Consider the following 15569-nt stretch of genomic DNA (forward strand, 5'->3'; position numbering starts at 1 on the left):
ATTTAGCGTTAAGTACGACCTAGCGCTTACTGTCTTCGATAGCCAATTGTGTTTCACCACTCCAAAAACGGCTAAATTGATAAGCAACTCGTCCTGAGCGACCGCCACGTTCAGAGGCCCAACGTAGCGCATCCTTTCTAATCTTATCAGGCATAGACTGACTTTCCAAAATGTCCTTAGCATCACTATCCATATCAGCTGAGATTTTTTGCTGCTCTAAATTCAGATAATGCTGAACGATTTGCAAATAAGTCTGCTGATCCATAGGATGGAAAGTGAGGGACAAACCGAATCGATCTGATAATGACACGGTCTCATCAATGGCCTCATAAGGATTGACTTCATCCGTCTGCCCATTATAGATATCGACATTGTCTTTCATCATCTGCGGTAGCAAGCGACGGCGATTACTGGTGGCGTAGACCAGTAGTTTGTCTTGCTCAGAGTCTAGCGAGCCATCGAGTACGCTCTTTAGCGCACGATAGCTTTCGTCTTGACCATTAAAAGCGAGGTCGTCACAGTATACGATATAGCGGCAATGACAATCTGTTGGTAGGGCATTAATAGCAGCACGAATCTTATCCAATACTTGCAGATCATCGCGGGCAACCTCAATAATACGTAAGCCTTCACTATGATGGGCTTGTAACAAAGCGCGAATCAATGATGATTTACCGGCACCGCGTGTGCCTGACATCAATACATGGTTGGCAGGATAACCTTTAATAAACTGGCGGGTATTTTGTACCAGTTTCGACTTTTGCGTATCGATACCATGCAAGTCATCTAAGCTCAAAAACAGGTTGACCGACAAAGGCTGCAGGTGACCAGTGCGTCCACCAACCCAGCGATAAGCAAGCTGGCTCGGATCGATTTCAATAGTTGGTGTGACTCGCTCTTGTAAGTACTGACTGAGTAAGTCTAACAAAGGTGCGGGTAGGGCATAAGTAGGTTGATTAGATGGCATGGTTGAGATAGTTGGTCGTGACATAGTGGCTCTAGCAATTAAGGTTGTCTTTAATACCATACCCAAAAATACAATTAACGCTGCTGAAATTTCAGTGCCTACAATCTTAGTACTTGTAATCATTATTCGCGCTATTATTATCTTTGGAAATGATACGAATGGGAAGGCAATAATCTCACTATATTATGAGAAACAATACCATGGAAAATAGTGCCAGTAATCCGTCTATTACGCAAGCCTTGCAAGCGCAGGCGATGCAGCTATTGGCCATTATTACCCAAGAACTGGACGCACAATATTTTAGGGAGATAGTGCATCAACGTATTGCTCAGCAAAGCACAGAACAAACGCAACATATCGACAAGACCTACTTCCAAGGACTAACACGTGCCCAGCATCCGCAATTTGGTAGCGTGATGATTAAGTGGCAGTTGAGTGATGGCGCTTATCCTATCGCTTCTGATTTAACTCATGAAGCGGATATTTTAGCTGCTGTAAATGCTTTATCGAAAATCAAAGATAACACTATCGCACCGCCACTATTGGCTCATCATTGCGTAAATGTTCAGATACTATCGCAGTTGCAACGACTAGTTATAGTAGTCATGCCTTATTACCCTAATGGTAGCTTGGCGAGTCAGCTGACCGCTTCAAAACACCTGTCACTAATAGCATCACAAAAGCATCATTTCATCACTCGGGCTGCATACTTGATAGCTAATTTGCATCAGGCTGGTTGGCTACATAATGATATCAAGCCCAGCAATATTTTGATTAAAGGTTCTGACGATGAATGGCCCGCAGATACTATGAGTAATGGTCTGCCTCCTAGATTATTACTCACTGATTTTGCTTTAGCACAACGTATGACGGTGGCTAATAGCCAACCAAATCCTGCTGGAACACCAGCGTATCTCGCACCTGAGCGCTGGCAAGGACAGAGTGCAACGGTGCAAAGTGATATCTACGCGTTTGGCGTAATGATGGTTGAGATACTAACAGGCAAGCGCCCGTTTCAGGTAAGCGCCAATAGCAATGAGAAATTAAAAGTGTGGGCGATTCAGCATTGCCAACAACCTATTCCAACGTTATCAGCAGAATGTAGTCACTATCAATGTATTGTCGACAAAGCATTGGCGAAACGGGTAGAGAGACGGTATCAGGAAATGGATAAGATATTGATAGATTTGAAGTTATTAGACAACAGCTGAATTTATTATTTTATTTTAAAAAGTGATTGTTTGTAGTATTCACATATTACCCAGTCGTTGTTTTTTATGTTTGAATGGATATTCAGGCTCATTTTAAGCGAAGTCGCTATAAACTAATTTGGGTTCCCATATTTCATTACAATGTTTTATTACAATACAGTGAGAATATCATGGCTAAAGTACTTATCATAACCGGTGATTTTGTTGAAGACTATGAAAACATGGTTCCGTTCCAAGCGCTACTAGCGATGGGACATGAGGTTGATGCGGTCTGCCCAGATAAAGTGGCAGGTGATAGCATTGCTACCTCAATACACGACTTCGAAGGTGATCAAACTTATACCGAAAAACGCGGTCATAATTTTTTCCTTAATGCGTCTTTTGCTGATATCAATGTAGAAGATTACGATGCTTTGTATTTACCGGGTGGACGTGCGCCAGAATACTTGCGCTTGAATGCTAAGGTCATTGCAATGATTCAGCATTTCGCAAATACTGATAAACCGATTGCATCGGTTTGCCATGGGCCACAAATGCTGACGGCTGCTGGCGTATTAAAGGGTAAAAAAGTATCTGCTTATCCTGCGTGTCAGCCAGAAATAGAAATGGCTGGCGCTGAGTATATCGAGTTACCTATGGATGGCGCTATTACAGATGGCCAACTGGTAACGGCACCTGCATGGCCCGCCCACCCAGCGATGCTAAAGCAGTTTGTTGCCTTGCTATAAGCGTTAATTCGGGTCTGTTGAACGTTCAATAGACCCCAATATCGAGAGAGAATATATATGTGCCAACTTTTTATTAGTGCTGACGACAGCTTGTGGAGCTCTAAGACCAAATCACTTCGAATTCAGGGAGTTGTCACCTCAATTCGTTTAGAGGTGTTTTTTTGGGATATATTAGAAGAGTTGTCATTTCGGGATCAAATGACGGTTAATCAGCTGATCACTAAGCTATACCTTGAATCTCTCGATGCTGATCATGATATTGGTAATTTCACCTCTTTTTTGAGAGTTTGTTGTTCTCGTTATTTATCTTTAATAGCTGATGGCGATCTTTCTCGCGAAACAAGATTACCTTTAGAAAAAGTCGATGCAAAAAATATCATTAAGCGTGAAACCCTGCGTAAAAATCAACGTAGTGCATTATTCAATGACAGTGAGGGAAACCTTTCTATTAATTAGTTCTGGCTATGGTAGGTGCATGAAAGCATTAATGCAGCGGATAAGTGGGCGCTATCAGAGTATGTAGGAAGTGTTAAAGGATTTATAAAAGGTAGAAAAGTAGATTAATACTTCTCATAAGTTATTTTATAGTTCTAATACCAAATTCCAGACACAAAAAAACCTGCTAAAAAGCAGGTTTTGATATTTGGTCTAAGATGTACTATCCGAAAATGGTGGGGCTGGAGAGACTCGAACTCTCACACCTTGCGGCGCCAGAACCTAAATCTGGTGCGTCTACCAATTCCGCCACAGCCCCATTTTCGTTACTCTATCATCAAAAGCGATTAAACTCAAACGCTATCTAGATAGTTAACTGATTCGGTAGTGCGTCTCAGTGGTTGGCTATTATATAGAGTTTTAATTGTTTGGCAACCCCTATTTGCAATTATTTTTAATTATTTATCATTTATTTTCGACATTAATTTTAAGTAATTGATATTAATAATAATTTATTATCGTGATTTATGCGTTTCTTTATTCTTTAGTTGGTACTCTCGGGGCAGAGATATCCAATTGCTGCAATTTGCGTGTCAGAGTATTGCGTCCCCAGCCAAGTAAGCTCGCGGCTTCTATCTTTTTACCGCCGCTATGATTGAGTGCTGCTGTTAATAAAACGCGCTCAAACTCAGGGGTTGCTGTTTGCAAAATATCAGTTTCACCCGTGCTTAGCGACTGCTCAGCCCAATCAGCCAATGCTTGTTGCCAACTTTGGCTTTTAGGCAACGGGCTACTTTGATTATTTTGACGACTGTTTAACACACTACTATTTAATACATCGCCACTTTGTACCAAGTTCTCTTGAGCGTCTTCCTTCGATGAGCCATGCTCTTCATAAAGCACCGTATTAGGTGAGATATTTTCAAGTAGCTCTGGTGGCAAGTCTGTCGCCATCACCGTATCACCAGTGGCCATCACAGTGAGCCACAAGCAGACGTTTTCTAATTGACGCACATTACCGCGCCAGTCAAACGTCTGCATAATTTGCAATGCGGCAGGATGTAGATGCTTTGGAGAGGTATTCATTTGCAATGCGGCAGACTGCATAAAGTAGAGGGCTAATGCAGGAATGTCTTCAGGGCGTGTACGTAATGGTGGTAGGGGTAATCGAATGACATTAAGACGATAAAACAAATCTTCGCGGAATCGGCTTTGTTTTACCAGCTCTTCTAAGTTTTGGTGAGTGGCTGCGATGATACGTACATCGACCTTTATCGGCTGCTGACCACCAACACGATAAAACTCACCATTGGCCAATACGCGTAACAGCCGTGTTTGAGTGCTAAAAGGCATGTCGCCGATTTCGTCTAAAAATAGAGTACCGCCGTCTGCCTGCTCAAAACGGCCTTGACGCATCGTTGTTGCACCAGTGAACGCGCCTTTTTCGTGACCGAATAGCTCAGACTCGATCAAGTCATGCGGTATGGCTGCCATATTAAGCGCAATAAACGGTTGCTGTCTACGCGGGGAGTGTTGGTGCAATGCACTGGCTACCAACTCTTTACCCGTTCCAGACTCTCCAGTGATTAAGACGGAAATGGGAGATTGTGCCAACCTGCCGATAGCACGAAACACCGTTTGCATGGCTGGAGACTGTCCAATGATGCCGCTAGGGTTCCCATTATCTTTGGTTACGCCGGCACCTTTGCTCTTATTGTCTTTGGTTGTCTTACTAGAAGATGCTGCTTTAGGTTTTATCAGGTCTTCGGTAGACGTGCCAGACGTTGTATTGGTATTGGATTCATCTGAAAGGGAAACAGTCGTTGTTTCTAAATTGGGTTGGTAATTGATTGCTTTATAAATCGTTGCAACCGCGTCATCTAAGTCAAAAGGCTTGGGCAGGTATTCAAAAGCACCAGTCTGATAGCTATTGATAGCGGAGGTCAGGTCTGAGTGTGCCGTCATAATTACGATTGGCATTTTAGGGAAATGCTGATGGACCCAGTCGCTAAAAGACAACCCATCCATCATTGGCATGCGAATATCGGTCAATATGACGTCTGGTAATTGCTCAGCTGACTCTTGCTGCTTTAAAACATCATTAAGGCGAGTCCATGCTGCTTGTGCTTGAGTAAAACTGATAACGGTCAATCCAGCATCTTCAAACGTGTCGGCCAACACCATACGTAGGGCTGCATCGTCATCGATTAACCACAATGTTGCAGGGTGGTCGCTGGGTGCATTATTCACAGTTACTATTTGTGATTGTGGTGATTGATTATCGCTTTTAGGTTGGAGGTCGTCGCTATATTCAGTCATGTATTGGGCCTAATCAGCAATTATTGATAGTAAGTTGGGGATTGGGAGTTGGGCATTAGGAAACTTAGCAGCCTTTAATTCATAAATTCATAATTTGTTTTATGTCTCAGTGATGGGTTGAGTAAATGGTAGGTATAGCGTAAATCGGGTTTGCTTGTCCTCTTGTTCTTTTGTCGAGCTCACATCAATCATACCATGATGATGACTGATAATATCTTGGACGATGGATAATCCAAGACCTGTACCGGCTGCACGGCTAGTGACCATTGGGAAAAATATTTGACCAATCAAGGCTGGATCAATACCTGAGCCATTATCAGTAATAGTAATTTGCATCACTTGCTTGTGCTGCTGTCCGACGATTGTATGCTGAAAAGCAACCCGCGTTTGGATATGCAATGTCGGTTGATAGTCAGAATTGCTCTCAGTTTGCATAGTAGCTTGTTGTAACTCTTGAGACTCTGAGATTTTATTCTGTTGTAGCGTTTGTTCGAACTCAGTCATCGACTCACAAGCATTATTAATGAGGTTTAAAAACACTTGAATCAGCTGATCCTTATCAGCGCACAACTCTGGCAATGATAAATCATAATCACGCTGTAACACTACCTGTGGATACTGATTGGTCACTAAGGTTAAGACATGCTCCAAAGGCTCATGGATATTGAGCGTTTGCCAGTTTGGCAGTTGATTGGAACCCAGAAGCTGCCCAATAAGATGGGTTAATCGATCAGTTTCTGAAATAATAATGTCCGTATAGTTGCGCAGTTTTTGATTCATTTTTTGCAAATCATGCTGCGTATCAATGTTAGTAGTTGTCAAAGCATTATCAACACTAGAGACGCTAGTAGTAGATGCGTCACTGAATTTAATAAACTGCCGTTGCAACAGTTGTGCTGCCCCGCGAATACCAGCAAGAGGGTTTTTTATTTCGTGTGCCACTGAGCGTAGCATATGACGGGCAACTGTATACTGCTGCTGTTGACGCTGCTCCTCAGAGATACGACTTTGACGATCTTTGCCCCACATCTCGATAATAAAATAAGGCTGCTGTTCATAGATGACTGGCGTGACGCTATAGTCGACTGACAATGATAAATTACCGTTTAGCGGTGTTTTTATGATGTGGTCATGATCGATGAAAGGCTGTTGGTAGTTTTGCGCCTGCACAAAACGCTCGGTCAACGAGTATGCTGGCTCGCTCGAAGCCTCGTTTTCATTTGCATCATTACTATTATTATCGATAAATGCAGTATCTTTAGTCTTTAATTCATCGGGTGCGAGCAGTGTCAAGATGGATTGATTGATTAATCTGCCGCTACTAATGGCAAGTAGCTGCTCGGCTTGAGCATTCAACCGCGTGATTGATAGCTCATCGTTGACCCATAAAATAGCGGTGAATAAATGCTGAGATATAAATGCGAGGTCAGGGGTTGTTTTGGCGGTTATAAAATCAGCGTTCATCAGTAGGGCCCAAAAAAGTCAGATGCTTGAGATAATATTTAACCACAAATCAAGACTATAGAGCGGCAAAACTGGTGATTTTTGCAAAAAAAACGTACAATGCGCTCAGCCAATTTATCTCTAGCAAGGTCAGCCATGTCCAAAACTTCTACCGAGTCAGTGAATACGACAGCAACAGCTCCTCTATCTGCCGTAAAAGACACTGCCACTATCTTCAATCCTGCCGCGCCTACCATAGTACAAGAGCAGAGTCAGGCAGATGTCAGTCAAACAGATGCTAAACAACCTTACCATCATAAAGCCAACCACAACCAGAACCGTAGTGTAGCCCAAAGCAGTGATGTTACGACTGCCAATGCGACTGCTACGATGCCAGTTAGTGCAGCGCCAAAGATTGGTTTTGTATCACTAGGTTGCCCAAAAGCATTGGTGGATAGTGAGCGTATTATCACTGAGCTAAGCCGTGATGGCTATCAAGTAGCCAGTGATTATGATGGTGCTGACTTAGTCGTGGTAAACACTTGCGGCTTTATTGAATCAGCAGTACAAGAGTCGCTTGATGCGATCGGCGAGGCCATTAGCAAAAACGGTAAAGTGATTGTCACTGGCTGTTTGGGCAAAGAAGCAGACAAAATCCGTGAGATGCATCCAGCTGTATTAGCAGTGACGGGCGCGCATGCCTATGACGAAGTGATTACGGCAGTGGCGCAGCATGTGCCTAAGCCAAATCGCAGTCAGGACGCCAACTATGATCCAAAAATAGATTTGATTAATGAAGCGGGTATCAAGCTGACCCCAAGCCATTATGCTTATCTAAAAATATCAGAAGGCTGTAATCACCGTTGTACGTTCTGCATTATCCCAAGCTTGCGCGGTGATTTGGTATCGCGCCCGATTGATAATGTAATGAACGAAGCACTGGCGCTCAAAAAAGCTGGCGTGAAAGAATTACTTATTATCTCGCAAGATACTTCGGCATATGGTCTTGACCTAAAGTATAAGACCAGCTTTTGGAATGGCATGCCGCTCAAGTCTAAGTTTTATGACTTATGCCAAGCATTGAACGATTTGGGCATTTGGGTTCGCTTGCATTATGTCTATCCGTATCCACATGTAGACAAAGTCGTTGAGTTGATGGGTGAGCAGAAACTGCTTCCTTATTTGGACATTCCGTTCCAGCATGCCAGCCATCGCATCCTAAAAGCGATGAAACGCCCTGCGCATAGCGAAAATACCTTGGCCCGTATCAAAGCATGGCGTGATATCTGTCCTGATATCGTCATTCGTTCGACCTTTGTGGTTGGCTTCCCTGGCGAGACAGAAGAAGATTTTCAGTGCTTGCTTGACTGGTTAGTTGAAGCACGCCTCGATCGCGTGGGCGCATTTACTTATTCAGAAGTAGAAGGCGCAGTTGCCAACGACTTGCCTGATCATGTCCCTGAAGACGTCAAGCAGTCTCGCTATGAGCGACTAATGGCGCTACAGCAAGATATTTCAGCGCAAAAGCTACAGGAAAAAGTCGGCAAGACCTTAACGGTATTGGTCGATGAAATTGATAGCGATGAAAATATTGCTATTTGCCGTAGCTATGCTGATGCACCTGAAATTGATGGTCATGTCTATGTTGATGACATCAACGCTCAAGTCAAAGTAGGGCAGTTCTTAACAGTGACTATCGATGATGCTAGCGAATACGATCTATTCGCCAGTTATCAAGGCTAGATATCCAATAAGATATGCGAGTGAAAATTGCCCAATGGCGGGCAGTTTTTGCTACAATTAGCGCAATTTAGCCTTTTTAATACGCTTAGCTGTAAGTGTGGCGTTGTGGGCAAACTCGATTTGTATTTTACCGATAATTTTCTTTATAATTTCATGATAACAAGGTGACCTCATGTCTGACAAAAACCCGCGTTACGCTCGTATCTTGCTGAAACTCTCCGGTGAAGCCTTAGCTGGTAGTAAAGACATGGGTATTGATACCGAAGTGCTTGATAAAATGAGCTTGTCTATCGCTCACTTGCGTGGACTTGGTGTCCAAGTGGGTATCGTAGTTGGCGGTGGTAACTTATATCGCGGTGCGCAATTGCAAAAAGAAGGTCTCGTTGGCCGCGTTACTGGTGATCAGATGGGTATGCTAGCGACCGTTATGAACGGACTGGCAATGCGTGATGCGCTTGAGCGTCGCAACATAAAAACTCGCTTGATGTCAGCATTACCGATTGGTGAAGTCACCGAAAGCTATAGCAGTCGTAATGCCATTCGCTATCTCAAAAATGGCGAAGTTTGTATCTTTGTTGCAGGTACGGGTAACCCATTCTTTACCACTGACACCGCTGCTTGTTTGCGCGGTATCGAAATCGAAGCTGGTTTAATCTTGAAAGCGACTAAGGTCGATGGCGTTTATGACAAAGACCCAAGCCTACATGATGATGCAGTCAAATATGACGGTCTGACTTTTGATGAAGTACTAGAGCAAAAGCTAGGTGTTATGGATTTAACGGCTATTGCACTGTGCCGTGAGCATAACGTGCCGCTACAAGTGTTTGATATGACAAAGCCTAATGCATTGTTGAATGTCATCATGGGTGAGAATGAAGGCACACGAGTTTTTCATTAATTGGTGCGATACTGGTAATTAACGTCAGTAAATAGCTAACGATTAGCAATAAATAATTAATATCCCAATAGCAAATAAAAAATTTGTCGGTAACGATAAATAAGGATACACAATGATTAAAGAGATTAAGCAAGACGGCGAAGCACGCATGCAAAAAACATTGGAAGCGCTTGAAAGCACTTTCAGTAAAGTTCGTACTGGCCGTGCGCATCCAGGCATGTTATCAGGTGTGATGGTCAGCTACTACGGTTCTGATACACCATTGAACCAAGTAGCAAGCGTCAACGTCGAAGATTCACGTACCTTACTGGTTCAACCATTTGACCGTACGATGGTACAAGCAGTAGACAAGGCTATTCGTGAAGCAGATTTGGGTCTAAACCCAATGTCTGCTGATGTGATTCGCGTGCCAATGCCAGCATTGACAGAAGATACTCGTCGCGATATGCAAAAACTTGCACGTGGTGAAGCTGAGAGCAGCCGAGTGTCTATCCGTAATATTCGCCGTGACATGATGAATGACATCAAAGACTTGGCAAAGGAAAAAGAAATCTCAGAAGATGACGAGCGCCGCGCTAGTGATGACATTCAAAAAATCACTGACAAGTATATCGAAACAATCGATGCTCGCTTGAGTAAGAAAGAAAGCGATTTGATGGAAGTTTAATACTGATATATCTGGTATTTATAGCAAGAGTCAGTTCGGTAGATTATCTGTAATTGAGCAGCCAATACTTTATAGCTATTGGCTGTTTATTATTGTGTAGACTGATATAGTCAATTCTCTATAAAAGAGTAACAGCGTTAACATCGCTTGAAGTATCACAGTTACGTCTGCACTCGGTTGCCTTGTTTCTCTTGTAAACTGAATTAACTATATAAAGCCATATCTAAAGCAAGCCAAAGGTGTGGTTGATTGAACTGGATCCATCGCATTCTGAGCACTAAAAACTAACGACGCAATTATGATAAGTTAGTGAATTATATAAATGGCGCTTTTTAATCGCTGTTGCACACGTTATTATTATTTTACCTTAACAATAAGCAAGTTCGCCTATGTCCACTTCAGCCGTTTTGGCGCCCGCTATTCTTCCTCGTCATATCGCCATCATTATGGATGGTAATAATCGCTATGGTAAGGCCAATGATTTGGGCCACGGTCAAGGGCATGTGGCTGGCAAAGACGCGCTCGATCCTATCGTTGAGTATTGTGTCAATACAGGCATTGAAGTACTGACTGTATTTGCGTTTTCTAGCGAAAATTGGCAGAGACCGCCTAGTGAGGTAGCACTTTTGATGCAGCTACTTACATCGACGATTCATGAGCAAATGCCGCGCATGAATGAGTATCGTATTCGCTTGCGTTTCATCGGTGACCGTAGTCAGCTTAGTGAGTCATTACAAACGCTAATGGCTGACGCAGAAGAAAAGACGGCAGAGTTTGACGCAATGACCTTGGTGATTGCGATTAGCTACGGTGGACAGTGGGATATCGCAAATGCAGCAAAACAGCTGGCTCAGCAAGTGCAAGATGGCGAATTAAAAGCTGAAGATGTCAGCGAAGAGTTGTTAGGTAACTACGTACAATTAGCCGATACCCCAGCAGTAGATATGCTGGTGCGTACGGGCGGCGAGTATCGTATTTCTAATTTCTTATTGTGGCAATCTGCTTATGCTGAGCTGTTTTTCACTCCTACATTATGGCCGAATTTTACAGCAGAAGAGCTGGCTTTGATGATCGCAGAGTTTGCTAAACGTCAACGTCGCTTTGGCAAAACCAGCGAGCAAGTAGTGATAGAGCAGCAAGGTCACTGAGCAGTGAGCTGATAGATAAGTTCAGTCGGTTCAGTTCAGTTAGTATTGTATGACTGGTCAATAGGGTTGGTTTATGCAATGATAAACGGCTTGAATGAGTATTGAATGCTATCACTAGGCCATCGTTAGTTAGCTGCTATAATACATTTTTTGACTATCTGTTCTTCATTATTATAAGGCTCGATAAGTATGTGGCAACGAATTAAGACGGCAATTGTTCTCGTTATTATCGTTGGTATTGCAATGTTTGCGAGCCAAACGCCTATTTTATTTGCACCACTGTTGGCCATTGGGGTCATTATCGCCGCTCATGAGTGGGCCAAATTAATGCCTAAGTGGCGCCAGCCTGTGGTATTCGTTCTATTGATTTTAGCGCTTACTATATTCTCACTGATGTTCAAGGTGACTTGGCTGTTCTGGTGGGTGGCTTCACTCGTTATATGGCTGATGGCGCTGTCTTGGGTTCGAGCTTTCCCGACACAAACGAGGTGGTACGGCAACCAGCTGGCAATGATGGGCGCAGTTATTTTGACGGCATCTATCACGGCGATGTTCTATCTCTGGCAACTGTCGGCGTGGTGGCTGCTGTATGTGTTCTTATTAGTATGGTGTGCAGATAGTGGCGCATATTTCGTTGGACGCAAGCTTGGTCGCCGAAAAATGGCACCCAATGTTTCGCCCAATAAGAGCATGGAAGGGTTGGCTGGTGGTCTCGTCACAGGGCTGTTAGTTGTGATAGCTATCAGCGTCTTTAAATTACAGCTGACCGGTGTACCGTTAATCACATTTGTAGCGTTATCGGCCATCACTATTCTTGCTTCTGTACTTGGAGACTTGTTTGAGTCGATGCTCAAACGTCGTGCTGATGTAAAAGATTCAGGCACTATCTTGCCAGGTCATGGTGGTATCCTTGACCGTATCGATTCACTATTGTCTGCTACACCGATATTTGCCCTTGGTTTTTGGGCGATACAGCAGCTTGGTTTGATAGTGGTATAAGTTTATATAGCAGCACTTTTCTATTTAAACCTGTTCTGTAGTCAGTCCATCATAATATTGGTATAAGTGAGCCGAGAGCGAGTAATGCATTGGTATGGCAAGCGTGGCTACTAGCATGACAATTTTATAGTTAACAGACGATATTCTATTTTTATTATTTTTAAGTATCATGGGCATTGATGGTTATGACGCAACGCATCGCCGTACTAGGCGCGACAGGCTCGATTGGCGATAGCACTTTAGCAATATTAGCGGCGCAACCGCACACCTACGAAGTCTATGCTTTATCAGGCTATCATCGCTTAGATAAGCTATTTGTACTTTGTCAGCAGTTTTTGCCGAAGCGCGTTAGTGTGCCAATATCAGCCGTAGATGACTTTGCTAAAAGGCTTAAAGCAGCAGGGATTGATAGTGAGGTCGTAGGAGGCGAGGCAGGATTGGTAGATATTGCCACTGACTCACAGACTGATACGGTTGTAGCAGCGATCGTAGGTGCGGCAGGGTTGCCGTCTACATTGGCAGCAGCACGTGCAGGTAAGCGTATCTTATTGGCCAACAAAGAAGCCCTAGTGATGGCAGGTAAAGTCATGATTGATGCGGTCAAAAAGCACAAAGCCACTTTGCTGCCGCTAGACTCTGAACACAATGCTATTTTTCAATGCTTACCACTCGCTATTCAGCAAGACAATACTCAAATTCATCAGTCAAATCATGGTGTTCGTAAACTATGGTTAACAGCCTCTGGCGGGCCATTTTTGCAGCAGTCGTTCGAGCAAATGCAGCAAGCAAGCGTCGCAGAAGCGGTTAAACACCCGAATTGGTCAATGGGTCAAAAGATATCTGTCGATTCGGCAACAATGATGAATAAGGGGCTTGAGCTGATAGAGGCCTGTCACTTATTTGATTTGCCTGAAGATAAGATAAATGTGGTTATTCATCCTCAAAGTATCATTCACTCAATGGTAGAATATAGCGATGGCAGCTTTTTAGCACAGCTGGGCAGTCCAGATATGAAAACGCCCATTGCGCACGCGCTGAGCTATCCTAATCGGATTGATAGTGGCTCACAGCCGTTAGACTTATTTGCACTTAGTGGTTTGGAATTTATTGAGCCTGACTTGCAAAAATTTGCCTGCCTGCGTTTGGCTCGTCAAGCTATGCAAGCAGGGACGCAAGCCACGATTGTGCTCAATGCGGCAAACGAAATTGCAGTAGCAGCGTTCCTAGATGGGAAGATTCGTTTGACGGACATTGCTAATATTAACGAACAAGCCTTAAATGACATACAGCTGCCACCATTGAACGAAACTGCTGACATAGAAGACATATTGGCAATTGATAAGATTGCACGCCACTTGACTGATAAGTTGGTAGCAAAGCTGACATAATCGTAGCAAGCGTCTCTTAGCTGATATATGACATTGATAAACGATATTAGCGAAGATGTTAATAAAAATGCTGAGAGACAATACTGAGAAAAAATCATGACGTTTTTACTAACACTTCTTGCCGCAATATTTGTCTTGGGCCCGCTTATTGCCTTACACGAGTGGGGACATTATATTGTGGCGCGGCTTTGCGGTGTCAAAGTGCTAACGTACTCTATCGGTTTTGGTCCTAAAGTTTTTGGCTGGACTAGCAAAAAGAGCGGTATCGACTATCGTATCTCAGCATTGCCACTCGGCGGCTATGTAAAGATGCTAGATGAGCGTGAAGGTAATGTCGCAAAAGATGAGCAGCATCTTGCATTTAATCGGCAGCATCCGCTCAAGAAAATTGCTATCGTTGCAGCTGGCCCTATCATGAATTTTGTTATCGCTATCGCGCTATTTTGGGTACTATTTATGACCCCATCTGAGCAGTTGGCGACTAAGATTGGACAGGTACTACCAGATACGCCTGCTGCAATGGCACAGCTACCAGTCGGTGACAAAATCGTTGCGATTGATGGACATGATGTGCAGACATGGGAAGGTATTAACTATCGCCTTGCAGGACGTATGGGTGAAACGGATAATGTCAGCATTACCTTGCAGCCAGATACCCAAACCAATCAGTCGACTAAGACCTATCAAGCACCAGTTACGCAGTTTATGCAAGGTGAGGCTCAAGGCAAAGACGCATTGACCAGCTTTGGTATGTTGCCATGGCAGCCGCAGATTGTGCCGATTGTAGGCGGTTTGGCTCCCGATGGTGCCGCTAGCCGCCAAGGTCTGAAGGTTGGCGACCGCATTACTGTTATTAATGATACAGCAATCGAAGATTGGATTACTGCCACGCGTATCATTCGTGATAATCCTGAGACGCTGTTGAACTTTACGGTGTTGCGTGATGACAAGCCTGTACAGTTGCAGATTATGCCTCAAGGTAAAAAAGACAACTTGGGTAATGATTACGGACAGATTGGTGCGATGGTGGATCAGACTGAGATTGTGATTCCTGATGATTACAAGACTACCGTGGTCTACGGTCCTAGTGAGTCGTTAGTTAAGTCGTTTGAAAAGACTGAGCAGCTCGCAGTAATGACCGTAAGCTCGATGGGAAAAATGCTATCAGGTATGATTGGTTTAGATAATCTATCAGGGCCAATTACCATTGCCAAAGTCGCCAAACAAAGCTTTGATATCAGTTGGCAGATGGTATTATCGACAGCGGCGCTTATTAGCTTAAGTCTTGCCGTCTTAAACCTTTTGCCGATTCCAGTATTAGATGGTGGTCATATTGTCTATCATTTTATTGAGCTGATTCGCGGTAAGCCACTGTCTGAAGGTGTGCAAATGGTCGGTCTAAATATCGGTTTACTCTTACTGGCAGGTTTCATGGTGTTAGCAATTGGTAATGACATCAGTCGGCTATTTTGATCGGCGGATGAGCAATATGGCTGATAAAGCACGATATACTAATGGTTTTACGCCTATTATAGGCTGATTATTGTTATGATAGGCATGCTACTCTGTGTCGCAGCCTCTGTACTAATCGTAATTTTTAGTTTATTTTGTGATGCAATTTAT

13 protein-coding genes and 1 tRNA gene are annotated in these 15569 nt (G+C 43.6%); 10 read left to right on the plus strand and 4 right to left on the minus strand.

Features of this window, described 5'->3' with window-relative positions; genetic code table 11:
* Nucleotides 1-19: 19 nt before the first annotated feature.
* Nucleotides 20-967 (minus strand): ATP-binding protein, encoded by a 948-nt coding sequence (locus SJY28_RS07310; protein ID WP_379544954.1) that lies wholly within the window; start codon nt 965-967, stop codon nt 20-22.
* A gap of 200 nt (nt 968-1167) precedes the next feature.
* Between SJY28_RS07310 and SJY28_RS07315 the strand changes: the two genes are divergently transcribed.
* The 3 genes from SJY28_RS07315 (at nt 1168) to SJY28_RS07325 (ending at nt 3362) form a co-directional block, all read left to right on the plus strand.
* Nucleotides 1168-2178: a serine/threonine protein kinase gene (locus tag SJY28_RS07315; protein WP_379543958.1), complete on the plus strand. Its 1011-nt coding sequence runs from the start codon at nt 1168-1170 to the stop codon at nt 2176-2178.
* A gap of 167 nt (nt 2179-2345) precedes the next feature.
* Nucleotides 2346-2906 (plus strand): DJ-1/PfpI family protein, encoded by a 561-nt coding sequence (locus SJY28_RS07320; RefSeq protein WP_290178455.1) that lies wholly within the window; start codon nt 2346-2348, stop codon nt 2904-2906.
* Nucleotides 2907-2963: 57 nt separating this feature from the next.
* Nucleotides 2964-3362, plus strand: coding sequence for a ribbon-helix-helix domain-containing protein (locus SJY28_RS07325; protein WP_379543959.1), 399 nt, complete (start codon nt 2964-2966; stop codon nt 3360-3362).
* Nucleotides 3363-3575: 213 nt separating this feature from the next.
* Here the strand turns inward: SJY28_RS07325 and SJY28_RS07330 are convergent.
* The 3 genes from SJY28_RS07330 to SJY28_RS07340 form a co-directional block, all read right to left on the minus strand.
* Nucleotides 3576-3660 (minus strand) — tRNA-Leu (locus tag SJY28_RS07330).
* 218 nt (nt 3661-3878) lie between these two features.
* Nucleotides 3879-5660 (minus strand): sigma 54-interacting transcriptional regulator, encoded by a 1782-nt coding sequence (locus tag SJY28_RS07335; protein WP_379543960.1) that lies wholly within the window; start codon nt 5658-5660, stop codon nt 3879-3881.
* A gap of 99 nt (nt 5661-5759) precedes the next feature.
* Entirely contained in the window at nt 5760-7124 is a 1365-nt protein-coding gene (locus tag SJY28_RS07340) for a nitrogen regulation protein NR(II) (RefSeq protein WP_379543961.1), read from the minus strand.
* A gap of 135 nt (nt 7125-7259) precedes the next feature.
* Here SJY28_RS07340 and rimO point away from each other — a divergent pair, with 135 nt between their 5' ends.
* The 7 genes from rimO to rseP all read left to right on the plus strand — a co-directional run bounded on the left by rimO (nt 7260) and on the right by rseP (nt 15419).
* Nucleotides 7260-8846, plus strand: coding sequence for a 30S ribosomal protein S12 methylthiotransferase RimO (gene rimO, locus SJY28_RS07345; RefSeq protein WP_379543962.1), 1587 nt, complete (start codon nt 7260-7262; stop codon nt 8844-8846).
* A 172-nt stretch (nt 8847-9018) separates the two neighbouring features.
* A complete protein-coding gene (gene pyrH / locus SJY28_RS07350) occupies nt 9019-9744 on the plus strand; it encodes a UMP kinase (RefSeq protein WP_057759121.1) in 726 nt (241 codons plus the stop codon).
* Nucleotides 9745-9856: 112 nt separating this feature from the next.
* Nucleotides 9857-10411 (plus strand): ribosome recycling factor, encoded by a 555-nt coding sequence (gene frr, locus SJY28_RS07355; RefSeq protein WP_057759123.1) that lies wholly within the window; start codon nt 9857-9859, stop codon nt 10409-10411.
* Nucleotides 10412-10800: 389 nt separating this feature from the next.
* Nucleotides 10801-11559: a polyprenyl diphosphate synthase gene (gene uppS, locus SJY28_RS07360; protein ID WP_379543963.1), complete on the plus strand. Its 759-nt coding sequence runs from the start codon at nt 10801-10803 to the stop codon at nt 11557-11559.
* A 189-nt stretch (nt 11560-11748) separates the two neighbouring features.
* Nucleotides 11749-12558, plus strand: coding sequence for a phosphatidate cytidylyltransferase (locus tag SJY28_RS07365; protein WP_379543964.1), 810 nt, complete (start codon nt 11749-11751; stop codon nt 12556-12558).
* A gap of 179 nt (nt 12559-12737) precedes the next feature.
* The gene (ispC, locus tag SJY28_RS07370) at nt 12738-13946 is read left to right on the plus strand and encodes a 1-deoxy-D-xylulose-5-phosphate reductoisomerase (protein ID WP_379543965.1); all 1209 of its coding nucleotides are present in this window, start codon (nt 12738-12740) and stop codon (nt 13944-13946) included.
* A gap of 96 nt (nt 13947-14042) precedes the next feature.
* Entirely contained in the window at nt 14043-15419 is a 1377-nt protein-coding gene (gene rseP / locus SJY28_RS07375) for an RIP metalloprotease RseP (RefSeq protein WP_379543966.1), read from the plus strand.
* Nucleotides 15420-15569 lie beyond the last annotated feature (150 nt).

The organism is Psychrobacter sp. R86515 (assembly GCF_042466315.1).
Lineage (GTDB): Bacteria > Pseudomonadota > Gammaproteobacteria > Pseudomonadales > Moraxellaceae > Psychrobacter.